The sequence below is a fragment of the Brevibacterium sp. BDJS002 genome, from assembly GCF_028201555.1.
In the GTDB taxonomy this organism is placed as follows: Bacteria; Actinomycetota; Actinomycetes; order Actinomycetales; family Brevibacteriaceae; genus Brevibacterium; species Brevibacterium aurantiacum.
The window spans coordinates 2,567,256-2,592,478 of the sequence record NZ_CP116392.1 but is presented as its reverse complement, the minus strand read 5'-3'; the positions used below and the strand labels follow the sequence as shown (position 1 = coordinate 2,592,478).

Here is a 25,223-nt window from a genome sequence, read left to right as displayed (position 1 = left end):
TCATTGAGACTCTGGTCCTACTGACAATCTGGTCCCACTGACATCGCGACGAACTCCGGTCCGGCGCACCTCACTGAAGAAAGGCACGTCATGCGCGAAGCAGTCATCGTCTCCACCGCTAGAACTCCGATCGGAAAGGCGTACAAGGGTGCGTTCAACGACACCCAAGCCCAGGAATTGGCGGGTCACGCCATTTCCCACGCTGTCTCACGGGCAGGTCTGGAAGGGGGCGAAGTCGAAGACGTCGTCTTCGGTGCAGCCCTGCAGCAGGGCAGCCAATCCACCAACGTCGCTCGCCAGGCGGCACTGCGAGCCGGCCTCCCGACAACGGTCCCAGGAATGACGATTGATCGTCAGTGCTCCTCCGGGCTGATGGGGATCGCCACCGCTGCCAAGCAGATCCTCTTCGATGGCCAGGAGATTGCAGTCGGCGGCGGCGTGGAGTCTGTGTCCCTGGTGCAGAACGACAAGATGAATATGTTCCGGGCGAAGGACCCGTGGCTGGTCGAACATGTTCCCGGAATCTACTACCCGATGCTCGCCACCGCCGAGGTTGTGGCCGAACGCTATGGCATCAGCCGGGAAGCACAGGACGAGTACGCGTTTTCTTCGCAGCAGCGGACTGCCGCAGCCCAGGAGGCTGGCCGGTTCGACGACGAGATCGTCGCGTTGCCGACGACGAAGATCGTCGTGGACAAGGAGACCAAGGAAACCTCGGCTCAACAGGTGACTCTCGAGCGCGATGAAGGGAACCGTCCGTCGACGACCTTGGAGAGCTTGGCTGGTCTGAACCCAGTCCTCAAGCCCGGCGACGCTTCGAAGGTCCCAAGCATCACCGCTGGCAATGCTTCACAGCTGTCTGACGGAGCCTCTGCTTCGGTACTGATGTCGAGTGATGAAGCGAGCCGACGTGGACTGGAGCCACTGGGCATCTATCGGGGCATGGCCGTCGCTGGCTGCGATCCCGACGAGATGGGGATCGGTCCCGTCTTTGCGATTCCGAAGCTGCTCAAGGCGCAGGGACTGTCCATCGATGACATCGGTCTGTGGGAGCTCAACGAAGCATTCGCGGTCCAGGCTCTCTACTGCCGTGACCGCCTCGGGATCGATCCAGAGAAGTACAACGTCGACGGTGGAGGAATCTCGGTCGGTCACCCTTACGGAATGACCGGTGCCCGCCTGGTCGGTCACGCTCTCATCGAGGGGCGTCGCCGCGGAGTCAAGTATGTCGTCGTCACGATGTGCATCGGCGGCGGTCAGGGAGCGGCCGGACTCTTCGAAGTCTGCTGACCCAATACGTTGGCTGAAGCTTCATCATCTGGCTGATCATCAGAATGGTGGCTTCTCACCCGAACCCCAGATCTGCTGCTTCGCGTTCTGCTCGGGTTGGCTAGAGAAGGGGTCAACGTATTCGGCCCACACGGGGGACTGACCTTTCCCGGTAGGAGCAGTCGTCGGCTGCGCAGTTTGTGACTGCGCGGTCGGCGGCTTTTCTTCTGCCGTCTCGGACTCCTTCTGTTCGTCCGTCTGCCGTGGGGGAGCCTCTGTGGCACACGGGGCAGCTCTCGGCGAGGCCGCAGTTGGGGGTGGGGCAGCCGTTTGTGGTGGCGGTGTCGCGAAATACTTGAGGAACAGCTTGGCATGCTCGACATTGATCGGGTTGTCAGGCGGCATGACTTCCGTCGTGATCCCGTGTCTGAAAATGTACTCGAGCCGTCCAGGTTCGGTCATTCTGACCGAGAACTTCCGGTCTGTCTTTGCCTGGTGATGAAGTTTGCAGAGATTGTGCAGGTTGCCGAATCGGGTGTGGCCACCGCTTTGTGGGCTGCTGTGGTCGAAGGGGATGATGTGATCGACTTCTGTGAGCTCGGCCCGCCGAGTGCACCCGGGCATGGTGCAGTTCATCCACTGGGCGGAAAGGGGCTGGCGAACGCTGTTGGGGATCGTGTAGTTGATCGCCTTCGCATCCAGTGGTGTGCCGGTCGCTGGATCCGTGAGGATGCGTGTCCATGTTGACGCATATCCGGCGAGCCTGCGTGCCATGTCGGCTGGCAGAGGGGAGCCGTCCGGAAGCATCCCGGCCAGATCGCAAACATCTGCATCTGTTTCTTTACCCTCGGCTGTTGTAACTTCTACGGGTGGGGCCTCTGCATTGGCAGGTGTCTTCGGCGTCCGGGCCGGTTCGGTACTTGTCTCGTCATCTGAAGTGCCGAGGAACTGGCTGAGCAGTGTGAACATGGGGACGGTGATCGTCGTCCGTGCTTGGTGGGAAAGCCAATATTCGTGGGTGGGTAAGTCGAGGAGAACCTCGTAGCTGACCGTACTTGTCGATCCGTCATATGGGGACGAGGAATCATCGTCGAGCGGTGTCTGCGGGTCGGTCCCGGGCGGCCAGAATGCCCTACCCGGTGTCGGCCGACTGTTGATCATGGCTTCGAAGAATCGCGGGTCGCGCAACCAGTAGTCCGATGCAGCCTGTCCTTTGCTGGTGGTCTGTTCCTGGCTGTCGCCCTGTCCTTGGGCGGCGGCCCGTCCTTGCCCGGCTGCATGCTCTTGGTCGTTTGCGCCGGCCGGTACTGAAGTCTCGTCGTTCATCTGACCAAAGGTCCGTTCGATGTAATCGAGCAGAGATTCCTCGGGCGACATGGGGACACCGTCAGGTCCAGCGAAAAGGCCATCGATCGGAAAGTCCGTGCTCGATATGTCCCCAGTTGTCGTGTTGTTGCTGGTGATCCGAAGCTTCAGCTGGGGTCGGGTGCGAGTGAGAATGTCGAACATGAGCGCGTCGATGCCGCGATCGTCGTCGAAGGACTCACCATCGTTCAGTTGGTCGCCGAATGCATCGATATTTCCCTTGTAGACGGCTCGAGCGAATGCTTCGACCCGTCTATAGCAGGCGTGAAGTTCTGGAGCTGGCCCAGTCAACGTGAGATATGCGGTCCCATCGTCACCCGTGCTGATATCGACCCGGCGGCGGACTGCGACCTTCTCCAGTGTCTCCTGTGCTGGTTGAAGTGCTGCGATCTTCAGAGCGAGCGAACGCTTGAACGTTTCGATCGTGATGTCTGCACGCCTGTCGGCTAAGTAGTCATCAATGCTGGGCAGGTATCTGAACGCGACATCCCGGCAGCGACGGGTCACAAATGCGACATGTTCGATGGTGAAATCGCCATCGAGGCAACGCTGGTGGAACTGTGGAAGCCCGTGGACCAGCGTCATTGCAGACGTGATGTGCTTATAGGCCCCCGACGTGGTGGCACCGAGGAGCGTCGAGTACTCGCAGATGTCTTCAGCCCAGGCGTATTGATGGGTCCAGCCATTGAACGTCGACGCGGGATTGAATGCAGGAAAGTCGGGAAGCGGCTCAGGGTGCTCCCGGGCTTCCCTCTGCTCACGCCGCATTCTGCGACCAGCTCCGCGGTCCTTCTTTCGGCCAGAAGTGGACGAAGCGCTCGAAGCAGAAGATGCAGGAGACTGCGCGCTGGCAGCGGCGCCTGCTGTGGAGCTCGTGCGGGGGCGTTTGCGACGGCAGTGTCGGCGGACGGTCTCCGCGAGAGGCGCGAAGTCATAGGGGACAGTCAGATCGGGACCAGCAAGACCGAGGTAGTGCGCAACTTCGCGAACGAAGATGCTGCTGGTGGCATCGAGCGCTGCGAACTGTGCCTGGTCGCTGCAGGCGTAGACAGCCGACAGGTCGCTGAATGGAGAATCCTCGTCGATATCGAGGCAACGGCCGTTGGAGGCTGACGAGCTGGTGTCGGCTGAATGCACGCTGTAGTGCGAACTGCTGTCGTTCATGTGCTTCATTGCGTTGCCTCCTCTCCACCGCTCTGTGGAGACCTTTCAATGGCATTGGCGTCTATATCCAGTGTATCGATAAATAGAACAGAAAGATAGATAGATTCGAATAGAGGACGAAATAAAATAGGTGATTTGATAGAACAGGAACAGCGACTGATCCATAAAATTCCACTATCATCTACTTGTAGTCCAATACCGGTGACTGGATCGGTTTGTTTGAATATGATCTCATTCGCCACTGACACGAGAGTCAAAGCCACCCGGTTCGTCGGACTCGATTGATTCGTTAGACTCGATCCGTGGCAGCGATCGACAAAGACATTCTCCGATTGGCACTTCCGGCCCTCGGAGCGCTGATCGCCGAACCCATCTTCCTGCTCTCTGACACGGCCATGGTCGGCCACCTCGGCGCCGGTGCTTTGGGGTCGCTGGCCATTGCGTCCACGATCCTGCAGACCGTTCTCGGGCTGATGATCTTCCTCGCCTACGCCACCACACCTCGGGTTGCCAGGCGCATGGGAGCGGGGGACCGCTCCGGTGCCATCAACGCAGGCTTCGACGGGATTTGGCTCGCACTGTGCACCTCGGTGGTGCTCTTGGCCATGGGACTGCCTCTGCTCAAGCCTGTCATCGCAGCGTTCGAACCCGGCGCCGAGATCGCCGCGGGCGCGCACTCCTACCTCGCCATCTCCTGGTGGGGTCTGCCCTTCATGCTCGTCGTCATCGCCGCGACTGGGCTGCTGCGCGGACTGCAGGACACGCGCACGCCCTTGATCGTGGCCGCGGCCGGCTGCATCGCCAACATCGGGCTGAACGCGATCTTCATCTATGGTCTCGATATGGGAGTCGCCGGCTCCGCGCTGGGCACAGTCATCGCACAAGCCGGCATGTGCTCCGTCTACGTGCTGATCTCTATCAGGGCCGCACAACGATTCCATGCCACATTCCGCCCCGACTGGTCCGGCGTGCTTGCTTCGGCGAAGACCTCCGGCTGGCTGCTGGTGCGCAACGCCTCCCTGCGCGCGGCACTGATCATCCTCGTCTTCCTCGCCACAGCCATGGGAACGACCGAACTCGCCGCGATTCAGGTCGCACAAAGTCTCTTCTTCGCCCTCGCGCTCGCCCTCGACTCACTGGCCATCGCCGGTCAGGCGCTCATCGGACTGCAGCTAGGGGCACGGAACAGCGACGCGGTGGCCGCAATCAACCGCCGACTGTGCCTGTGGGGCATAGTCTTCGGAGTCGTCGTCGGTCTCATCCTGTTGGCCGGCGCGGGACTCATTCCCCGCGGCTTCTCCTCGGACCCCGCGGTCGTGGCTCTGCTGACGAGCCTCCTTCCGATCCTCGCCTTGAGCATGCCCATCGCCGGCTATGTCTTCGTCCTCGACGGTGTCCTCATGGGTGCCGAGGACGCTAGATATCTCGCTCTGGCACAATTGGTGGCAGTAGGCGGATATGCGATCCTGCTGATTCCGGTCGTCCTCTACTGGCCCGGTGCACTGGGGCTGTGGGCGGCGTTCTGCATCGGCTTCGTCGGCCTGCGGGCGCTGACATTGGGCTGGCGCGTGCGCAACCGCAGCTGGATCGCTCGTGCGGTCGAGAAAGGAACGTCATGAACGAAGGTCAGAACCTGGATCCCGCCGAGGCGGAACGCCGGAGCACACTCAGATCACGCATCCGTCCTCTGGGCGCAGACACCCCGGACGAGCTGTTTCTGCCGTTCCTCGACCTGTGCTTCAACTGGTCGATGGACAAGCCGCGGGTCGAGGTCGACGAGCTTGTCGAACGCGACGATGCCGCCTTCTACTTCAAGGATTGGGGCCGCAACGGAGACATCGCGGTGGCCGCCTATGCGTCAGATCCGAACACCGGAGACGCCGCCGAGAACGATTCCGTTGCCGGTTCGGAGCCGGAGATCGTGGGCCTCGCATGGCTGCGGCTGGCCGAGTTCGATGCAGTGATGGACAGGTCGACTGCCACCCCCGAGGACACCGCAGATACCGAAGCCTCAGACGATGGCAATGCCACCGACACCACCGCCGAGGTGGGGCCGCGGTTCACCGGGTACGGCTGGGTGGCCGCGGACATCCCCGAGTTGTCGTTGGCTGTCCTGCCCGACCATCAGTCGCAGGGCATCGGCGGCATGCTCCTCGACGTGGTGTGCACATTGGCGAAGATGAGCGGCTTCCCGGCCGTCAGCCTCTCGGTCGAAGACGGAAACGGCGCGGCTCGTCTCTACCATGACCGCGATTTCGTTGCGGTCGGTCGCAACGGGGACGCCGATATCCTCGTCCGCCGACTGAAATAGCCGACCCGAACCAGCCGCCCCAGCTAAGCCAGTTCGGGAAGTTCCTCTTCGTACAGCCACGGATGGACAACCTCGGCGAGGTCACGGCCAGCCACAGCGGATATGCACGTGAGGAACTCCGAAGTCGCGACCGAGGAATGACGATACTTCGTCGTCCACTCGGAGATCGCGGCGAAGAAGTCCTCGTCACCGATCGCGAGCCTCAGCGCATGCAGGCACAGGGCTCCGCGCTTGTACACGCGGTCATCGAACATGTCGGGACCACCAGGATCGCTGAGCAGGAAGTCCTGCGGTTCGTCGGCCAGGGCCTCCCTCCACGTCTGCGCACATTCGTGGGCACTGCTGCGACCCGAGGCCTCCGACCACACCCACTCCGAATAGCAGGCGAAACCTTCATTGAGCCAGATATCGCTCCAGCGCCGAGGTGTCAGTGAGTTCCCGAACCACTGGTGGGCCATCTCATGGGCGACGAGTCGTTCGGCCTCCCATTCCTCGCCGAGGTGGTTGGGCCCGAGCACCGACAAGGGCTGTGACTCCAGCGGGATCTCGAGCTCATCATCGGTCACGACCACGTCGTAGCGGTCGAAGGGGTAGGGCCCGAACCGTTCGATGAACTCGTTCATCATGGAGTGCTGGACCTGCAGCCGCGTCGATGCCTTGGGCCAATGCTCGCCCGCGTAGAGCCCCAGGGGGATCGGGGAGGTCTTGGCGCCGTCCTCGGCCTCGAGCTGGGTGTGCCGGTAGCGCCCGATCTGCACCGTTGCCAGGTAGGTCGCCAGGGGGGTCTGTGACTCGTAGGTCCATGCCGTGCGGCCGGCCTTGCGAACCTTGTCGACGAGTTCTCCGTTGGACACGACCGTGTATTCGGATTCCGTGAGCACACGGATGCGGTACTTCGACTTGTCCGAGGGGTGGTCGTTGCAGGGGAACCAGGTTGAGGCGCCGACGGGCTGCCCGGCCACGAGGACGCCGTCCTCGAGCTCCTCCCAGCCCACGTCACCCCAGGTTCCGATCGCGGGCTGCGGGTTACCGACATAGGAGACGTCGATGCGCACCGGCTGGTTCTTCGGCAGGGGATCTGTCGTCAGGCGCAGCTTCTTGCCCCGCGTGGAGTACCGAACCTTCTTGCCGTTGACGGCGGCCTTCGTGACTCGCAGACCTGTGAGGTCGAGGAGGATCGTCTTCGTCTCCTGCAGCACACGACCCGTCAGGCTCGCATGTGCGGAGAGGCGGTTGGGCCCGATCCGGTAGTCGAGGTCGAGATCGTAGTGGTCGATGGTGAGCTCGGCGCTGCCGACGTTCGGGGTGTAGGGATCAAGCATCGTGGTGCCGCCTTGCTGGTGTTTCCGGTTCGCTGGATCCGACTTCAGGAAGTTCTGGTGCATCCACCCAGGGTATGACAGGATTGCCGCTGAAATAGGCATGCGCGGGTACGAACTCTCCGCGCATCACCAGCGACGTCGCACCGACCGTGGCGTTCGTGCCCAAGCTGGAGGCGGGCAGAATCACGCTGTTGGGGCCCAGGGTGGACCCGTCCTCGAGCTCGACGGTGTCCAAACTCATCACCCGGTCGTGGAAGAGGTGCGTCTGGACCACGCAGCCGCGGTTGATCGTGGAGTTGTCGCCGAGGCTGACGAGGTCGGCCTCGGGCAGCCAGTAGGTCTCACACCACACGCCGTGGCCGATCTTCGCGCCCATGGCACGCAGATACCACACGATGGCGGGTGTCCCCACGGCGTTTCGAGCGAACCATGGTGCGGCGATGAGCTCGACGAAGCAGTCGGCGACCTCGTTGCGCCAGATGAATGATGACCACAGAGGGTGTTCGCCTGCCTTGATCGGACCCGCGCAGATCCACTTGGCTGCGATTGCGAGCCCTGCCGCCACAGCGCCGGCGGCCATCATTACGATGCCCGAGGTCAGCAGCGCGAGACCGACAGAGGCCAGGAACGAACCGCCACCGCCAGCAGCGCCGCCAGCAGCACCATCAACTCCCGCTGCGGAGCCCGAGTTCGGCAGTCCCAGCAGGAACTCGATCGTGAGGAGAACTGCGGCGATGAGAAGCCCGGCGACCATCACCGAGGTGATGCGCAGAGTCTCAAAGAATCCGCGGGCGGCCTTGACGCCGAAGTTCGGAGCATAGGTGAGTGCCTCGTCGGCATCGACGGCGGCTCTGCGCAGCTGCACCGGGGGAGAGCCCAGCCACGAGGAGCCCTTCTTCGCCTTCGCCGGGGCCGCGGAGAGCACCGCGACCAGTGCGTTCTTCGGCACTCGTCGTCCGGGGGAGGCGATTCCCGAGTTGCCGAGGAAGGCCCGTTTGCCGACCTTCGCCCGACCGGCGCGCATCCATCCGTGTCCGAGTTCGTAGCTGGCGACCATGGTGTCGTCGGCGAGGAACGCCCCGGCGGCGATGGTCGTCATCTTGGGGACGAAGACCACCGTTGAGATCTCCGTGCCCGGTCCGACCTTCGCCCCGAGCAGCCGCAGCCACCAGGGTGTGAGCATCGACGCATAGAGCGGGAAGAGGAGGTCGCGGGCCAGATCGAGCAGGCGCTCGGTGGCCCAGACTCGGTAGCCGCGAGCCGAACGGACCGGGAACTCTCCCTCTTCCATGCCGATGGACAGCAGCCGCACCGACACCAGGATGAATAGTGCGGTGCAGACGAACCACAGGCACGCGATGAGAGGAGACCAGGCGAGGACGAGCCACGGTGACTCGACGACGTCGATGCCTGAGACGCCGAGCATGAGCGCGATGCCGGGCAGAGCCGCCAGATATGGCAGAGCGGCATTGACCTGGGATCCAGAGCATAGAGGAGGAACGGCAGCCGGCGCCGAGGTGGGGGAGCGGGCCAGCTCTTCTTGGCCTTGCCGATGCGGACCGCTGGGGAACCCGAGTAGATCTGGTTCCGTCGCACCTTGCCCGTCACAGCAGATCCGGCCTCGACCAGTGCGCCTTCACCGATTCGGGTGCCCGGCATCAGTGTGGAGCGGGCTCCGATCGTGACATTGGAGCCGACTTCGATCGTGCCGATGCGCAGCAGGTCACCGTCGACCCACCAGCCCTTGAGATCGACCTCGGGTTCGATCGCGGCGCCATCGCCCAGGGTCAGGAACCCCGTCACAGGGGGAGCGGAGTGCAGATCGGCGTCGGAGCCGATCTTGTTGCCCAGTAGCTTTGCGTACCAGGTCACCCAGGGTGCGCTCGCCACCGAGACGGCCGCAGCGAGATCCGCGATGTGCTCGGCCAGCCACAGACGCTTATGCACCCATCCCGACCGCGGATAGTCTCCCGGCCGGATCCCGGCCATGAGGGCCCGTGCAGCACCGGCAGAGATGAGCATACGGCCCCAGGCGGTGACGAAGACGAGGAACAGGGTGATGATCACGGGCCAGGGAGTGACCGGAAGATCCGCGCCGAGGCTGCTGCCGATGTTTGCCAGCACCATCGCAATGACGACCCAGCGGACACCGCCGAGGATGTGGACGGGTATCGCGAGCAGCGTCTGGAACGCCTGCATTCCCTTCGAGGTGCGTGCGATCGTCCGTCGTGGACGTGCCGAGGCCGCGGCGGCACCGTTGTCGACGAGACACAGGGTTGAGAGTGCACCGAAGCGCGGGTGGGAGTAGATGTCGCCGACCGTGACGCTGGGGTGCTGGGTCCGCAGTCGTGAGACCAACTGCGCGGCGGCCAGCGATCCACCGCCGGCGGTGAAGAAGTCCGTGTCGGAGCCGGGGCGAGCCCCGAGCACAGAGGACCACTGCTCGGCGATCCATTCCACCTCGGGATCGAAGACCTCGGAGCTTCCCTCCGCCTCGGCGGCATCGCCCATCGGCCACGGCAGGGCGTTGCGATCGACCTTGCCCGACGTCTTCGTCGGCAGCTCCTCGATGAGGGTGAGCCGGGGAACCAGGGCGGCAGGCAGTTCGGCGCGCAGCAGCTGTTCCCACTCGGACATGCGGGATTCCGGATCGGGTGTGCTGGAGGCGAGGTAGCCGACGAGGATGTCGGTGCCGGCCGGGGTCTGCTTGACGGCCGCTGCGGCCCCTTCGACACCAGGCAGGGCCTGCAGGGCGGCGTCGATCTCGCCGAGTTCGATACGACGGCCCGCCAGTTTGATCTGCTCATCGGCACGACCGACGAAGACGAGTCCTGCGGGGTCATTGACGACCAGGTCACCCGAACGGTAGGCCCGGTCCCAGCCCAAGGTCGGCATCGGCGCATACTTCTCGGCGTCCTTCTCAGGATCCAGGTAGCGGGCCAGTCCGATCCCACCGATGATGAGTTCGCCCGTCTCGCCCTCGGCCACCGGAATGCCGGCCGCGTCGACGACGGCCAGGGACCAACCGGCCAAGGGCAGCCCGATCCGCACCGGGTCGGAGCCGTCGAGCTGGGCACCGCAGGCCACCACGGTCGCCTCGGTGGGGCCATAGGTGTTCCAGACCTCCCGGCTCTCATCGCTGAGTCGGCGCCCGAGCTCCGGCGGGCAGGCCTCTCCGCCGAAGATCAGGAGGCGGACAGCATCGAGGCTGTCGGCCGGCCAGAGAGCGGCGAGCGTGGGCACGGTCGAGACCACCGTGATATTGCGTGAGGACAGCCACGGGCCCAAGTCCATCCCGGACTTCACCAATGTACGGGGCGCAGGAACCAGGCAGGCACCATGACGCCAGGCCAGCCACATCTCCTCGCAGCTGGCATCGAAGGCCACGGACAACCCGGCCAGCACCCGATCCCCGGGGCCGAGCGGTTCCTCCTGGCAGAACATGGCAGCCTCAGCGTCGACGAATGCCGCTGCGCTGCGGTGGGAGACGGCAACACCCTTGGGCTTGCCGGTCGAACCGGAGGTGAAGATGACCCAGCAGTCGTCGTCGGGAGTGGGACGGCGCAGATCTGAGTTCTGCAGCGGTGGTCGGTCGGTGCGAGCCTCGATCGACCGGTCGGCGGTGATGATGCCGGTGACAGCCGCCTCGGTGAAGACGGTGTGTGCCCGCTCATCGGGGTCGTCGACGTCGACGGGAACGTACGCCGCGCCCAGCATCATGGTGGCGAGAATCGACACGTAGAGGTCGACCGAACCGGAGGGCACACGAACGCCCACCTTGTCCCCGGGGCCGATTCCGACGGCGGCCAGCTGCAGTGCGAGATCACGTATCTCGACGATCAGCTCGGAATAGCTGAGAACCTTTTGTCCGTCATCGATGGCCGGCTGATCGCCATGAGCTCCGGCGACCTCTAGGAGAACGTCGATGAGGGTGCGGTCCTCGCGTGGTCGCGGAGGTGCGGGAAATTGCGCAGAATATACAGTCACAGGTCTTCCGGGTCGAGCGTGAGAAATGGACAGCGGCGTACGTGCCAGCCATCATCGACCAACACTCTATAGCTCGAAGGTGTCGTGAATGTGAACACGCGGCCCGCTTGCACGTCTCGGACCATGGGCATCTTCACTATGGTGCAAGACCCTTCACTATTGTGTGAACCACAGCACGACGGCTGAACCACAGCATGACGGTTGAACCACAGCATGACGAGACGCAGATGTCCGTGATAGAGCTGAAGTGCGGGCGTGAGGCACGTCACCCGAACGATTTTCAATGACGAGGAGAGATTCAATGGTCACAGTCTTCAAGAACGCCAAGGTCTTCGACGGATTCCGATTCCTGGCGGGAGTGCGCGACATCGTCGTCGACGGGGGAGCGATCGTCGCCGTCACCGAGGGCGGCCAGGGCTCGCATGATGCCGGGGACACCTATATCGACTGTGCGGGCAAGACGGTCATTCCCGGCGTCATCGACTGCCACGTGCACCTGATGAGCACGGGTGCCAGCAACTCCTCGTCATTCCATGACCCGTTCTCGCTGCAGTTCTACAACTCCGTGGACAATATGGAGAAGACGCTCAAGGGCGGAGTGACCACTGTCCGCGATGCCGGCGGCACCGATCTCGGGGCGAAGGTGGCAGTCGAGACGGGCATCGTTCGCGGGCCACGGATGTCGATTGCGGTGAACATCATGTCCCAGACGGGTGGGCACGGTGATTTCCACCTGGTCTCGGGCGCCGATTCGCCCTTCCTCGCCCCTCACCCTGGTCGGCCCTCGGGCGTGGCCGATGGTCTCGAAGGAGTGCAGCGCAAGACCCGTGAGCTGCTGCGAGCCGGTGCCGATCACATCAAGATCTGCTCGACCGGCGGCGTGCTCTCGCCCCGTGATGATCCCCGTCACTCCCAGTTCACAGAGGCCGAAATCGCAGTCATCGTCGCCGAGGCGGCTGCCCAGGGTGCTCACGTCATGTCCCATGCGCAGGGTGCCCCAGGAATCAAGAACGCGGTCCGTGCGGGGGTGCGCTCCATCGAGCACGGCATCTACCTCGACGATGAAGCCATCGACCTGATGCTCGAGAACGGCACCTTCCTGGTCCCGACCCTGCAGGCTCCGCAGGCAGTGATCAAGGCCGCCGAGGCGGGTTCAGCACTGCCGCAGTCCGTGGTCGACAAGGCCCACTCAGTCATCGAATCCCACTATGCGTCGATCACGAAGGCCCATGAGGCTGGGGTCAGGATTGCGATGGGCACCGATGCCGGTGTCGGCCCGCATGGGGAGAACCTCGAAGAGATCAGCCTCCTCGCCGAGGTCGGCCTATCCACCACCGAAGCTCTGGCGGCCGGCACATCCATTGCGGCTGAGCTGCTCGGCCATGACAACGTCGGGCGGATCGAGGCAGATGCGCTCGCCGACCTTGTCGTCGTCGATGGTGATCTCAGCACCGCAGACGTCAGGGGAATCGAGTCCCGTGTCAGTTCGGTTCATCTGGGCGGCGCACTCGTCTGAGGAGGCTGGAGTTCGTCTGAGGAGGCTGGCGTCCGTCCGCGGAGACCGGCTCAAGACGCTGACCGTGCACGCCAGGTGAGGGGAGACTAACCTCACCTGGCGTACAATTGCGGCGTGAGCAATCGAAACCATCCGTGCAGCGCCAATGGCAGGGACAGCACCCGGGACGTTGGCAGAGGCGTCGATATGCGATGAACCCTCTGGACTGGACGTTTCCCATCGGCGTCACGTGGCTCATTCTCTTCGGCATCATTTTGGCCCGTGCCGGAGGGACCTTCCTCCTGGGGCGCTTGGCGCGCAAGGGAATCAGGAAGATCGAACGCATCGACACGATCATGTCGGGACCGAAGTACCGCAAGGCCGAGGCCATGATCGAACGCTTCGGCGCCCCGGTGATCGCCTTGAGCTTCCTGATGATCGGGGTGCAGACCGTTCTCAACCTGGCAGCGGGAACCAGCGGCATGAGCTATCGCCGCTACATTCCCGCGCTCGTCGTCGGCGGCTCGCTGTGGGCATTGATCTACTCGACCGTCGGTCTCATCGGTTTCAAGGCCCTGGCCACCGCCTACAACGCGGAGCCGGGCCTGACCGTCGGTCTGGGCGCCTGCTTCGCGCTGGCGATCGTCGGACTCGTCGTCGGTCTGAAGAAGAAGGACGAGAAGCCCGAGCACGCCGCCAACGGCTCGGCCTGAACGGCGAGCCACCTCGGCGCGGTCCCCTGAACGGCGAGCCACCTCGGCGAACTCAGTCGCGCGGGCGAACCGGGAGATCCTCGGTCATGTCCTCCAACTCGATGCCCTTCGTCTCCGGCACCTTCCACCAGACGAAGAAGAACGACAGCACCGCGAAGAACGCGTAGAAGCCATAGGCGAAGGTCAGGCTGATATCGGCGAAGATCGGGAACGTCGTCGAGATGGCGAAGTTCGCGATCCACTGGGCTGCGGCGGCCACGGCAAGCGCACCGGCCCGAATCCGATTGGGGAACATCTCTCCCAGCAGCACCCACACCAGGGGACCCCAGGTGGCACCGAATCCGACGACGAACACGTTCGCTGAGATCAGTGCGATGATCGACCACGGCGCACCCAGCTGTGCGCTGGTGGTGCCGTCGGTAGCCGTGGTGAGCTCGGCGAACGAGAACGACACCGCCATCATCGCCAATGAGATTCCCATCAGGAACGAACCGGCCAAGAGCATCTTCCGACGCCCGACTCTGTCGACGAGGAGAATCGCGACGATCGTCACGACGATATTCGTCACCGAGGTGATGACCGAGGTCAGAAGGGCACTGGATTCGTCGAACCCGACTGACTTCCACAGCGTCGTGGAGTAGTAGAAGATGACGTTGATGCCGACGAACTGCTGGAACACGGACAGCAGGATTCCGATCCAAACGATCGGCTTGAGTCCGAACCGGCGGCCTATGAGGTCCTTGAAGGACTCTTTGTCCTCGCGACGGATCGAATCGCGGATGCGTTCGATGAGCGAATCCGTGTCGGTGACGCCGGTGAAGACGCGCAGAACCCGAGCAGCCTCATCCTCTCTGCCGCGGGCGACCAGGAACCGTGGGGACTCGGGCAGCCCCAGAGCCATGAGCCCGTAGACCAGCGCGGGCACAGCCTCGACCATGAACATCCAGCGCCAGGTCTCGATGCCGAACCACAGGGGATCGGCGGCACCGCCGGACAGGGATGCCAGCAGGGCATTCGACAGGAGCGCGGCGAAGATGCCGGTCACGATCGCCAGCTGCTGCAGAGAACCGAGTCGACCGCGCACTCGGGCGGGAGACACCTCGGCGATGTAGGCAGGGGCGATGACGGACGCGGCACCCACACCGAGACCGCCGACCATGCGCCAGATGATGAGGTCGGTGACGCCGAAGGCCAAGCCCGATCCGATGGCAGAGGCAAGGAACAGGATTGCCGCGACGACCATGACCGGGAGGCGGCCATAGCGATTGGCCAGGTTGCCCGCGAACCAGGCTCCGAGCGCGCACGCCAGCAGGGCTGAGGAGACTGCGAAGCCCTTCACCCCGGCGCTGAGCGCGAACTCCTCGGCCAAGGCGTCGACGGCGCCGTTGATGACGGCAGTGTCGAATCCGAAGAGGAATCCGCCCAAGGCGGCGGCCAGCGAGATTCCGACGATGCGGGAGTTCACCCGTTCTCGACCGTGCAGTCTGCCGTCGGGGGATGAATCGTTCTGAGACAAGTGGGACTCCTCCTGTGAATGACATTCGGCACCTGGTGCGAATGCGATGTCGATGAGCTGCACCCCAGGGTATGCCACTGAGAGGAAGTCCGGCACACGACTGCCTGAGAAGCCCGACTGTCCGAAAGGACCGACTGTACGAGAAATGGGCGACTGCGGGGAGCGGAGCCGAAATGTCAGTAGAGTAAGTGCCACGTCACAGTCGACGAGCTCGGTGGAACTCGTCATCACCACTATGAGAAAGGGACCGCCGCATGGCTGTTGCCTGGTGGAGTATCATCCCCTTCGTTCTGCTCTTGGGATGCATTGCGGTCCTGCCGCTCATTCCTGCCACCGAGAAGATCTGGGACCGCAATCTCGTCAAACTCACCGTGGCACTGATCCTCGGTGTTCCCATCGCCGTGTGGTTCGTCATCGGCGGAGCCGGTTCCACTGTCTCCCACGCTCTGGTGGAGTACTTCCAGTTCATCGTCTTGGTCGGGAGCCTGTTCGTCGCCTCGGGAGGAATCTTCCTCGTCGGTGACATCAAGGCGACCCCGAAGAACAACACGATCTTCCTGGCAGTCGGCGGGGTGCTGGCATCGTTCATCGGCACCACCGGAGCGGCCATGCTCCTCATCCGCCCGATCCTCAACACGAACCAAGACCGCAAGCACCGGACCCACACCGTCGTCTACACGATCTTCATCGTGGCCAACTGCGGAGGCCTGCTGACCCCACTGGGCGACCCGCCGCTGTTCCTCGGAATGCTGCGCGGTGTGCCCTTCGAATGGACGTTCGGACTGTGGCCCTATTGGCTCTTCGTCAACTCGCTGCTGCTCATCAGCTTCTATGTCCTGGATCGCAAAATGTATGCGAAGGAACCCGCCGAGGCGCTGGCGAAGGACGCGGAATACGCCACCAAACTCGGACTGCGCGGGGCGAGCGGACTCGTCTATCTTGCCGTGATCATCATCGCCGTCGCGTTCATCCCCTCGATCGACATGCATGCGGTCGAATCCGGGCACGCAAGCCTCGCCCAATTCGTTCCCTGGCGAGAAATCGTGATGCTCGCCGCGGCACTCGCATCATTCCTGTTCGGAGACCGCGGTGCACGGTTCAATCTCAACAAGTTCACGTGGACGCCGATTCTGGAGGTCGGGGCGCTATTCATCGGCATCTTCCTCACGATGATGCCCGCACTGGCCTACCTCGGTCAGATTGCGCATCGGATTCCGCTCAATGAGATCTCACTCTTCGTATTCACCGGTGGGCTCTCCTCGGTGCTCGACAATGCTCCGACGTATGTGACGTTCTTCGAAATGGCCTCTCAGGTGCCGGGGGAGCCCCGAGTGGCAGGCGTCGCCGAAACTCTGCTGATCGCCGTGTCTCTGGGCGCTGTCATGGGCGGGGCGATCACCTACATCGGCAATGGGCCGAACTTCATGGTGAAATCCGTTGCTGACTCGGCCAACGTGACGATGCCCAGCTTCGGCGGGTACGTCGGATGGTCGATGACCCACCTGGTTCCGATTCTGGCCGCGATGGTGCTGCTGTTCATGACCGACGGCCTGTGGTGGAAGCTCCTCGGCGTGCTGGTGACTCTGCTTGTGCTCGGACGCGCGGGTCTGAATATGCGGCAGGGCAGGCTCGAGGCGATGAAGGGAACAGGCTCGAACGACCAGGCGAGTGAGCCCGGCCAATGAGCCCTCGGCCCAGCGCCGGTGCCCGCGCGATCACCGGCGTCGGGCTCTATTTCAGCTGCAATGGTTTCGTGTTCGCGGCGCTGCTGCCGTGGTATCCGCTGCTGGTCCAGCGGCTGGGGCTGAGCTCCTGGGAGTTCGGGCTCGTCGTCGCCTCGTTCGCGCTCGGCGCGATCGTCTCCTCAGTCGTACCGGCGCACCTCATCTCACGGTTCGGAGCCAACGCCGTCGTCGTCGGCGGCACCGTGCTGCTGGGCCTGTCGGCTGCCACCACGGCGTGGTCGGTCAACGGGTGGATGATGGCCATCTGCCTGTTCCTCGTCGGCTTCTTCGATGCCATTGTGGACGTGGCCCAGAACGTTGTCGGCATCGGGGTGCAGGAGAGTCTGGCGCGCGTCATCCTCTCGTCTATGCACGCGCTGTGGAGCTTGGGCGGACTCGTCAGCGGTGCCCTCGCCACGATCGCCGCTGCCAATGCCATGGACATGAGACTCCACCTGGCACTGATCACGGTGGCATCCATCATCGTGATCCTGCTCGCTCGTCGACTGATCGGCGATGCCGTTCTTCGCAGCAGTTCTGCGACTTCCAGTATCGATGACATCGCCGAGGTTGATGCCGGTCCCAGCGCGGAGGCAGGTTCCAGCGAAGGCGCAGGGGCGAAGCAACCCAGTTCGAGGCGTGCCATTCTGCTCATGGCACTGCCCTTGGCCGTCGTTGCCATCTGCGGCACCGCGGTCGAGGACATAGCGAACAATTGGTCGGCGTTGGCTGCTGTCGAGTTCAGCGGGATGTCTGCTGCGACAGCTGGAATCGCCTTCAGCGTGGTCATAGGCAGCCAATGCCTGGGCCGCTTCAGCGGCGACATCCTAGTTCAGCGATTCGGGTCCGGTCGGATCGCTCGCCTCGGCGGGGGACTCATCGCCCTCGGCGGACTCGGGGCAGTCACCGCGTTCGAGCCGATCCAGCTGTTGGTCGGCCTCGGCATGATGGGATATGGCTCGGCCACTCTCGTCCCGGGTGCTCTCGGTGCCGCAGCCCACCTTCCGGGAGTGGGGCGGGCCGGAGGCGTCACCTTGGTGAACTGGATCATGAGAATCGGCTTCCTGGGGACGAGTCCATTGGTCGGAGTCATCGCCGGTCTCGGCAATCTGCGGTGGGGACTGTCGGTCCTGATCGTCATCGGTGCCGTCACCATGGTCTTCGCTGGTCGACTAGGCGGAAGGCCGTTGCGTTCAGACTGAGCGGCTGAGCGGCATTGCGGCTGTTCGGTATTGCGGCCACCAAATTGTGGACGGCCGGGTCAGAAATGAGAAATGTGCCGCGACATCGAGTGAACGATGTCGCGACACATCACAACGGTCGGGCTAGCGGGATTTGAACCCACGACCTCTTCACCCCCAGTGAAGCGCGCTACCAAGCTGCGCTATAGCCCGTTTCCGTGCTGCTTCGGAAAGCAACGAGACCCAGCCTATAACGATCCCCGGCCAAGTGCCAAAATTGCGTTTCGTGACCATGAAAAAACGAGTATCATCCCTGGTAGTCATGTGAGAGACGGGTGTAAGCCTGGACTGGTACCGAGGATCGGTAACATTTCTGTTTCGTGATTGTTATGAAAGCACCCCAGGCGGCTATGCTTGGAGGACCAACAAGCTAAGAGGAGTCGACATGGCAAACCTGGATTATCCAGTGTCCTTGCGATACTCGCGCGACCACGAATGGGTCGAGACCACGGAGAACAGTGCGGTTGTCCGCGTGGGTATCACCGATTTTGCCCAAGAGCAGCTGGGTGACGTCGTGTATGTCGATCTTCCTGAAGTCGGCGATAAGACCACTGCTGGAGAATCCTGCGGCGAGGTCGAGAGCACGAAGAGCGTGTCCGATCTCATTGCACCCGTGTCCGGTTCCATCACCGAGGTCAACGAGGGACTCGACGACGCCCCCGAAACCGTGAATACCTCCCCGTTCCAAGACGGTTGGATGTATCTCGTTGAACTCAGTGATCCGCAGCAAGTCGAAGCGCTGATGGACGTCGAGCAGTACAAAGAGCTCATTCAGAGCGAGGAGGCGTAATGTCGCAGAACAACGATCAAGGTCGTCCCAACCCCTCGCAGACCTGGTATGACAACGGTCAGGTGCCGCAGTCGAAGAGGTTCCCATTCGGCGCCGGAAACGGTGACGACGCTTCGGGACCCGAGACTCGCCATAACCCGCAAGTCGATCCCTACGGTCAGCACAACGGAGGCAGCCAGGGAAACGGCCAGCAGAACTATGCACCGCCTCAGCAGTCTCAGGGCAGGCCGGCTCCGCAGGAGACGCCTCCCTACGGGCAGGCTCCGGTGAACAACGGACCGCAGGCTCCGCAGTACGGCAATGCTCCGCAGCGCAATGATGCTCAGTACGGTCAGTACAACGCTGGACAGCAGGGTCAGTACAACGGGAGCCAGGGCCAGCAGCCGGGCTATCAGCAGCCGAATCAGGGCCAGTATCCTCCCCAGGGCAATCAGCCTCAGGATGGTAACTATGGACCGCAGGATCCCAACGGTCAGGGTAATCAGCCGCAGTATGGCAGCCAGGGACAGCAGTACGGCAGCCAGGGTCAGCAGTACGGCAATCAGCCGCAGTACGGCGGCCAGGAGCAGCAGTATCGCAACGATGAGCCGGTCTCCGGCGACTCCGGTAACCAGCAGTTCCAGGGGATCCTGGATCCGCATACCGGTGAGATCCACCCTGTGCCCGACCTTGAAGGTCTGCAGGACACGGATGCGCTTCTCGTCGTCGTTTCGGGCCCGGACTCGGGTTCACAGATTCTGCTCGACACTGATGTGGTGACCGTGGGTCGCAGTCCGAACGCTGATATCTTCCTTGACGATGTCACCGTTTCGCGCAAGCATGCTGAATTCATTCGGACTCCAAGTGGTTTCACACTGCGCGACACAGGCTCACTCAACGGAACCTACGTGGGTCGTCAGCTCATCGATTCCATTGAATTGCAGAACGGAGCCGATGTGCAGATCGGCAAGTTCCGGATGATTTTCCAGCAGCGTCCGCGCTCCTGACCGGGGGATAATGTCAAACATTGAAGTTGAGGTTGTTGGTGTTCGCATCGAGATGCCTGCCAACCAGCCGATCCTTTTGCTCAAAGCCACTGAGCCTGCCTACTACCTGCCCATCTGGGTGGGTGCCATCGAAGCCAATGCACTCTCGATTGCGCAGCGGGGACTGACCCCACCGCGACCGATGGCGCATGCGCTGCTGCTCGATACTCTCGAAGCGTATGAGACGTCGTTGGCCGATGTCACGATCACCGGCCGCGACGGACAGATCTTCCTGGCCGAGCTACACACGAACGATGGCAAGTCGATCTCTGCACGTCCCTCCGACGCAGTGACGCTGGCCCTCACGGCTCAGTGTCCCGTCTACGTCGATTCAGAACTTCTCGAAGACGCCGGAATCGAAGCACCCGAAGCCGACGAAGAGGAAGTCGCCCAATTCAGGGACTTCCTCGACAACGTCTCGGCAGAGGACTTCGAAACCGGTACCGAAACATCATGAAAGAACGATTGTGAGCTTCCATATCGATCCGGTATTCGCCAACAGAGACAGCGCCCCAGCAGGCACGAATGACCTCAGTGGTCTCGATGCCTGGCGTGAGATGGATCCGCAGCAGCAGCCGACCTATCTTGATACTCCAGCACTCGACGAGGCTCTGACCAGCCTGCGCAACTCTCCGCCGCTGATCTTCGCCGGAGAAGCCGACGTGCTCAAACAGCGCATCGCAGCCGCCTCCCGAGGTGAAGCCTTCGTCCTTGCTGGTGGTGACTGTGCCGAGTCCTTCGCCGGTGCTCAGGCCGACAAGATCCGCGCCCGAGTCCAGACTGTGCTGCAGATGGCTGCGGTGCTCACCTACGGCGGTTCGATGCCCGTCGTCAAGATCGGTCGCATGGCCGGTCAGTTCGCCAAGCCCCGCTCTGCGGATATGGAGACGCGCGACGGCGTCACGCTTCCCTCGTACCGCGGCGACATCGTCAACGGCTATGAGTTCACCGAGGAGTCACGCCGTCACGATCCAGCGAGACTGCTGCAGGGATACCACGTCTCCGCGTCCACGCTCAATCTCATCCGTGCCTTCACTCAGGGTGGTTTCGCAGACCTGCGACTCGTCCACGAGTGGAATCGCGGATTCCTGACATCGAACCCGGGCTACCAGCGCTATGAGCAGACTGCGCGCGAGATCGATCGTGCCATCCGCTTCATGGACGCTTGCGGAGCTGACTTCGATGCGTTGAGGACCACCGAATTCTACGCCGCTCATGAGGCTCTTCTGCTCGAATACGAACGTGCACTGACGCGGATCGACTCGCGGACAGGTGAAGCCTACGACGTGTCCGGACATTTCCTGTGGATCGGCGAACGCACCCGTGACATCGACGGAGCCCATGTGGACTTCCTGTCGAAGGTCCGCAATCCGATCGGGGTCAAGCTCGGTCCGACGGCCACCGCGGACGAAGCACTGGCACTAGCTGAAAAGCTCGACCCGAGTGCCGAGCCCGGCCGACTGACATTCGTTACTCGCATGGGTGCAGGGAGGATCACCGAGGCGCTGCCGAAGCTGCTTGCCGGAGTCGGTGACCGCCTGCCGCACGTGACCTGGGTCTGCGATCCGATGCACGGCAACACCATCACCTCGAATACCGGGTACAAGACCCGCCGGTTCGAAGATGTCATGGCCGAGGTCGAAGGATTCTTCAGCGCCCATCAGGAAGCTGGGACCATTCCGGGCGGACTGCACATCGAACTCACCGGTGACGACGTCACAGAGATCATGGGCGGAGCGACCGAGATCGACGACGAGGGCCTGCGCCGTCGCTATGAGACACTCGTCGATCCTCGTCTCAATCACGACCAGTCTCTCGAGATGGCCTTCCAGGTCGCGGAGTACCTGACTCGTCGTAACTGATGTGAGTGTCGGCTGACAGGCGTCGACTCGTCTTCTAGACAACAGCGAAACAGGTGGCCGTGCGAACGAATCGCACGGCCACCTGTTACTTCATTCGGCTTCAGAAAAAGACCCGCAGCGGGGAAGGGCCCTGATCGATCAGATCAGTCTTCTTTCTTTTTGTCTTCGTCCTTTTTGCTGTCCTTGCTGTCGTCCTTCTTCTTCTCGTCCTTCTTGTCGTCCTTGGACTCTTCCTTCTTCTCTTTGCCCTTGGAGACGCGGACGATGATGAGAGAGTCATAGGGCTTCGCCTCAGAGCTCTTCGGCCACTGTGAGACCACTTTGCCCTTGGGGATGTCGTCGGAGAAGACCTCGTCCTTGCCCACACGGAATCCGCGTTTGGCCAAGGTCGCATATGCGGCTTCGAAGGTCAGGCCCTCGACATTGGGCACGGGGGTCGGCTTGACACCCTTGGACACGACGAGATCGACCTCGGTGCCCTTTGACAGGTCCTCGCCCGACTTCTTCGACGCTGAGATGACATCGTCGTTGTCGACCGAGTCGCTGTACTCTTCGTCCACCTTGCCGAGCTTCAACTCGGCCTTCTTCAGTGCGGCCTCAGCCTCGTCGGCGTTGAGACCCTTGAGCTTGGGAACAGCGAACATCTCTTCGCCCTTGGACACGACGACCGTGACGGTCGAGTCCGGGGCAAGTTCGGATCCGCCCACCGGGTCGGTTCCGATGACGACACCAGCTGGGACGCTGTCGTCGAAGACTTCCTTCGGCTGAGCGTCGAGACCGGTGTCCTCGATCTGCGAGGTCACCTTGTCAAGGTCCTTGCCCGCCAGCTGGGCCGGCACGATCGAGGTGGGCGCGGGAAGGTTTGCGATGACCAGCCAGGCCACAAGGGCGAGCACGAGCAACGCAGCGCCGACGGTTGCAGCCAGTCGTCGTCTGCGTCGACGGGTTGGTGCTGAAGTCGCCGAGGCTGTGCCTGCAGCCGCCGTGACTGCGGTCTTGTCGTCGGCCTGGCCTTCGCCGTGCGCGGGTTTGTTCTCGTCACCGTGATCGGTTGCCTCCTGGGACGCACCGTCGGGGGAGCTCCCCGCATCGTCTGTCTTCGAGGCGGCAGCGGCACCAGCCGCACCGATGCCTGCGGCACCAGCCGCTGCAGCTGTCCCCGCCGCACCAGACTCTTCGTCGGTGTCAGTATCGGAGTGCTTCGCCTCGGCGTTCTCGTTGTCTTCGTCGTTCTCGAGGTAGGGGATCTCGTCGGTGCGCGATCGCTTCTCCTTCGGAGCTTCAGCTCCCAGATCGATGCTCGCTGTCAGCTTGGGGGAGTGCTCACCCGGTACGACATTGGGGTCGCCGAGGTCGAGTTCGCTCTCGCTCATCTCGGATCGGGCCTCGGCGAGGGCATGACGGAACTGCGCGGCGTCATCGGGACGGTCGGCGGGATCCTTTGACGTCGCCCACAGCACCAGGGCGTCAAGGCGCGGACTCAGTCCGGAGACCTGGTCTGACGGAGGCGGTACGGAATCGTGTACGTGACGATAGGCGACCTGGATGGGGACTTCATCCGTATAGGGCTGCATCCCGGTGAGCATCTCGTAGAACATGATGCCGACCGTGTAGAGGTCGGTGCGGATATCCGCGCCAGTCCGCGTGACGAGCTCAGGCGCCACATATCCGACAGTGCCGATCAGGGTCTTGGTCGTCGTCGCGGTGGTGACGGCGCGCGCCAAACCGAAGTCCGCGAGCTTGACCTGACCATCGGTGCCGAGGAGGACATTGTCGGGTTTGAGATCGCGATGGATGATTCCCGTGGAATGGACTGCTTCGAGTGCTGCGAGGATCGCATCGAGGACGACGATCGCCTGACGCGGAGTGAAGGTGCCCCGGTGCTTGAGCTCGCGGCGCAGAGTCACCGACGGCAGGTACTCCATCACAAGATAGACCGTGTCGCCGTCGCGGGCCTGGTCATGGATGGCCACGAGATTCGGGTGGGTCAGCCGTCCGGCGTTGATGGCCTCGCGTCGGAACCGTTCGACGAAGGTGTCGTCGCTGATGAGGTGGTCATGCATGACCTTGATCGCGATCTCACGGTCAAGGCGCAGATCCGTGCCGCGGTAGACCATCGCCATTCCACCGCGCGCGATCTTCGCGTCGATGCTGTACCGGTCATTGAGAATGGTGCCGATGAGCGGATCCGTACGGGCACTCATAGCGCCTCCTGCATTCGCTGTCGCTGCATCTGAACGGCACGGACGAAGGCCTTCGTCTCGGGCAGCAATCCCTCGGATCTCACGGAGCGAAGGTCCTGATAGTAGCCCGCCAGTGCCTCGTTCTCCGATTCTGCAGTTTCGATCAGCCATCCCAAGATGACTGTTCCCGCAACGATGTTGTCGCCGAGATCAAGGAGATCGAGACTGCGGCCTACGATGTCGCTGGCCCACCTGCCCGATCGAGGAGTGACCTGCATGATGCCGATGGCATTCCCCGCCGAGACAGTGGTGTGCTGGAAACCTGATTCCTGCGCGGCAACGGCCTGCATGAGTGCCGGGTCGGCTCCGAGCTCCTCGGCGATTGAGGCAACGATGAATCGAGCCTGGGCCGGTGCCGGGTGAGTTCTCTGCAGGAGTGTGAATTTGTTCAGTCGTGCGGCTGCGAGCACATTGGGTCTGATGCCTTCGACCTGTGCGCTCGTGGCGACGCGCGGAATATCGGTCGGTGGCTGGGGCGGTGTGCGATGCCGTCGAGCCGTCGAATCTCTGAGCAGCAGCAGCTCGCCGACCTGGAGGAACGAGTCGTCGCCCATCGAATTCGCACGGCGCAGGCTGCCGGGCGACATCTGATGTCTGGCGGCGATTCCGGGCAGAGTCTCGCCCGGTGCGACGACATGCGAAGGGTCGGTATCGGGCAGGTCGTTCTTCTCAGGCAGGGACAGCACCTGACCCTGCTGGAGATTCTGCCGCGGCGAGATGCGATTGAGCTCAGCCAGAGCGGGCACGGACACGCCATGTTTGCTGGCGACTCCGTACAGAGTGTCGCCTTCTCTGGTTTTGTAGGTGCGACCGCCGTGCGTCACCGGAATGGTCTCACCGTTGGTTCCAGACGTCCATTGCGGCCCCGGCGCAGCCTGCGATGATGACGCTGGGGAGTCGGTCGGTGTGCCGGGGGAGCTCTCATGGTCGTCGGCACGGGGGGAGGGGGCCGCCTCGGCGAAGTCGAGGTCAGCGTTGTCTTGATCCGTGGGGATGGGGTCGGTGAGTCCCGGGATGGGGCCGGTGGAATTCACCTTTGAAGCAGCACGGATGTCAGGAGCGGCGGTAACGGGCACCTGAGGATTCCGTCGCATACGTGTCATCTGTCACCTGTTGACTTCATATCGGATGGGGAAGTTTCACACTCCAGACTATCGAGTGCCCGGGCTGCACCCGAGCATTCGACTCCGCATGGC

Annotated in this window: 17 protein-coding genes, 1 tRNA gene and 1 pseudogene; 11 read left to right on the top strand and 8 right to left on the bottom strand. The window is 62.7% G+C overall.

Translation table 11 applies throughout. The features are described from left to right. The first annotated feature begins 90 nt into the window (after positions 1-90). Positions 91-1,290, top strand: a complete 1,200-nt coding sequence (locus PGC08_RS12095) for an acetyl-CoA C-acyltransferase (RefSeq protein WP_009883104.1) — start codon at positions 91-93, stop codon at positions 1,288-1,290. Between the two features lie 39 nt (positions 1,291-1,329). Here PGC08_RS12095 and PGC08_RS12090 read toward each other — a convergent pair whose 3' ends face one another. Beyond that, positions 1,330-3,807 carry an HNH endonuclease signature motif containing protein gene (locus PGC08_RS12090; RefSeq protein WP_271708490.1) on the bottom strand — a complete coding sequence of 826 codons (2,478 nt, stop codon included), beginning with the start codon at positions 3,805-3,807 and terminating at the stop codon, positions 1,330-1,332. Continuing rightward, positions 3,804-4,040: a hypothetical protein gene (locus PGC08_RS12085; protein WP_125240555.1), complete on the bottom strand. Its 237-nt coding sequence runs from the start codon at positions 4,038-4,040 to the stop codon at positions 3,804-3,806. Before PGC08_RS12085 ends, PGC08_RS12090 begins: the two co-directional genes overlap by 4 nt. Before the next feature lie 60 nt (positions 4,041-4,100). Between PGC08_RS12085 and PGC08_RS12080 the strand changes: the two genes are divergently transcribed. Next, complete coding sequence (locus PGC08_RS12080; protein WP_009883106.1) at positions 4,101-5,417, top strand: MATE family efflux transporter; 1,317 nt, start codon at positions 4,101-4,103, stop codon at positions 5,415-5,417. Next, positions 5,414-6,109 (top strand): GNAT family N-acetyltransferase, encoded by a 696-nt coding sequence (locus PGC08_RS12075; protein ID WP_271708489.1) that lies wholly within the window; start codon positions 5,414-5,416, stop codon positions 6,107-6,109. The genes PGC08_RS12080 and PGC08_RS12075 overlap by 4 nt, the downstream gene beginning before the upstream one ends. A gap of 23 nt (positions 6,110-6,132) precedes the next feature. On the opposite strand, the gene PGC08_RS12070 is transcribed toward PGC08_RS12075, so the two are convergent. Beyond that, positions 6,133-7,494: a M1 family metallopeptidase gene (locus PGC08_RS12070; protein ID WP_271708488.1), complete on the bottom strand. Its 1,362-nt coding sequence runs from the start codon at positions 7,492-7,494 to the stop codon at positions 6,133-6,135. After that, positions 7,424-11,418, bottom strand: a pseudogene (locus PGC08_RS12065) (Pls/PosA family non-ribosomal peptide synthetase). The gene PGC08_RS12070 and the pseudogene PGC08_RS12065 overlap by 71 nt, the downstream one beginning before the upstream one ends. A gap of 301 nt (positions 11,419-11,719) precedes the next feature. Here PGC08_RS12065 and PGC08_RS12060 point away from each other — a divergent pair. Beyond that, complete coding sequence (locus tag PGC08_RS12060) at positions 11,720-12,934, top strand: metal-dependent hydrolase family protein (protein WP_083248755.1); 1,215 nt, start codon at positions 11,720-11,722, stop codon at positions 12,932-12,934. Between the two features lie 191 nt (positions 12,935-13,125). After that, positions 13,126-13,626, top strand: coding sequence for a DedA family protein (locus PGC08_RS12055; protein ID WP_009883112.1), 501 nt, complete (start codon positions 13,126-13,128; stop codon positions 13,624-13,626). A gap of 52 nt (positions 13,627-13,678) precedes the next feature. Here PGC08_RS12055 and PGC08_RS12050 read toward each other — a convergent pair whose 3' ends face one another. Next, on the bottom strand, positions 13,679-15,079 hold the full coding sequence (locus tag PGC08_RS12050) for a sugar porter family MFS transporter (RefSeq protein ID WP_096147025.1): 1,401 nt from the start codon (positions 15,077-15,079) through the stop codon (positions 13,679-13,681). Positions 15,080-15,396: 317 nt separating this feature from the next. On the opposite strand from PGC08_RS12050, the gene PGC08_RS12045 reads away from it, so the two are divergent. Beyond that, the gene (locus PGC08_RS12045) at positions 15,397-16,827 is read left to right on the top strand and encodes a sodium:proton antiporter (RefSeq protein WP_271708486.1); all 1,431 of its coding nucleotides are present in this window, start codon (positions 15,397-15,399) and stop codon (positions 16,825-16,827) included. Next, on the top strand, positions 16,824-18,068 hold the full coding sequence (locus tag PGC08_RS12040; protein WP_271708485.1) for an MFS transporter: 1,245 nt from the start codon (positions 16,824-16,826) through the stop codon (positions 18,066-18,068). Before PGC08_RS12045 ends, PGC08_RS12040 begins: the two co-directional genes overlap by 4 nt. Before the next feature lie 118 nt (positions 18,069-18,186). Here the strand turns inward: PGC08_RS12040 and PGC08_RS12035 are convergent. Continuing rightward, positions 18,187-18,260: transfer RNA gene (locus PGC08_RS12035), tRNA-Pro, on the bottom strand. Positions 18,261-18,492: 232 nt separating this feature from the next. On the opposite strand from PGC08_RS12035, the gene gcvH reads away from it, so the two are divergent. The 4 genes from gcvH to PGC08_RS12015 are packed head-to-tail and all read left to right on the top strand — an operon-like array spanning position 18,493 to position 21,784. After that, a complete protein-coding gene (gene gcvH / locus PGC08_RS12030; protein ID WP_009883116.1) occupies positions 18,493-18,897 on the top strand; it encodes a glycine cleavage system protein GcvH in 405 nt (134 codons plus the stop codon). Further along, entirely contained in the window at positions 18,897-19,883 is a 987-nt protein-coding gene (locus tag PGC08_RS19425) for an FHA domain-containing protein (RefSeq protein ID WP_096147007.1), read from the top strand. The genes gcvH and PGC08_RS19425 overlap by 1 nt, the downstream gene beginning before the upstream one ends. 10 nt (positions 19,884-19,893) lie before the next feature. Then, complete coding sequence (locus PGC08_RS12020) at positions 19,894-20,379, top strand: bifunctional nuclease family protein (RefSeq protein ID WP_009883118.1); 486 nt, start codon at positions 19,894-19,896, stop codon at positions 20,377-20,379. Positions 20,380-20,389: 10 nt separating this feature from the next. Continuing rightward, positions 20,390-21,784, top strand: coding sequence for a class II 3-deoxy-7-phosphoheptulonate synthase (locus tag PGC08_RS12015; RefSeq protein WP_271708484.1), 1,395 nt, complete (start codon positions 20,390-20,392; stop codon positions 21,782-21,784). 143 nt (positions 21,785-21,927) lie between these two features. On the opposite strand, the gene PGC08_RS12010 is transcribed toward PGC08_RS12015, so the two are convergent. Further along, positions 21,928-23,988 carry a protein kinase domain-containing protein gene (locus PGC08_RS12010; RefSeq protein WP_271708483.1) on the bottom strand — a complete coding sequence of 687 codons (2,061 nt, stop codon included), beginning with the start codon at positions 23,986-23,988 and terminating at the stop codon, positions 21,928-21,930. Further along, complete coding sequence (locus PGC08_RS12005) at positions 23,985-25,061, bottom strand: lytic transglycosylase (RefSeq protein WP_271708482.1); 1,077 nt, start codon at positions 25,059-25,061, stop codon at positions 23,985-23,987. Before PGC08_RS12005 ends, PGC08_RS12010 begins: the two co-directional genes overlap by 4 nt. Positions 25,062-25,223: the final 162 nt, after the last annotated feature.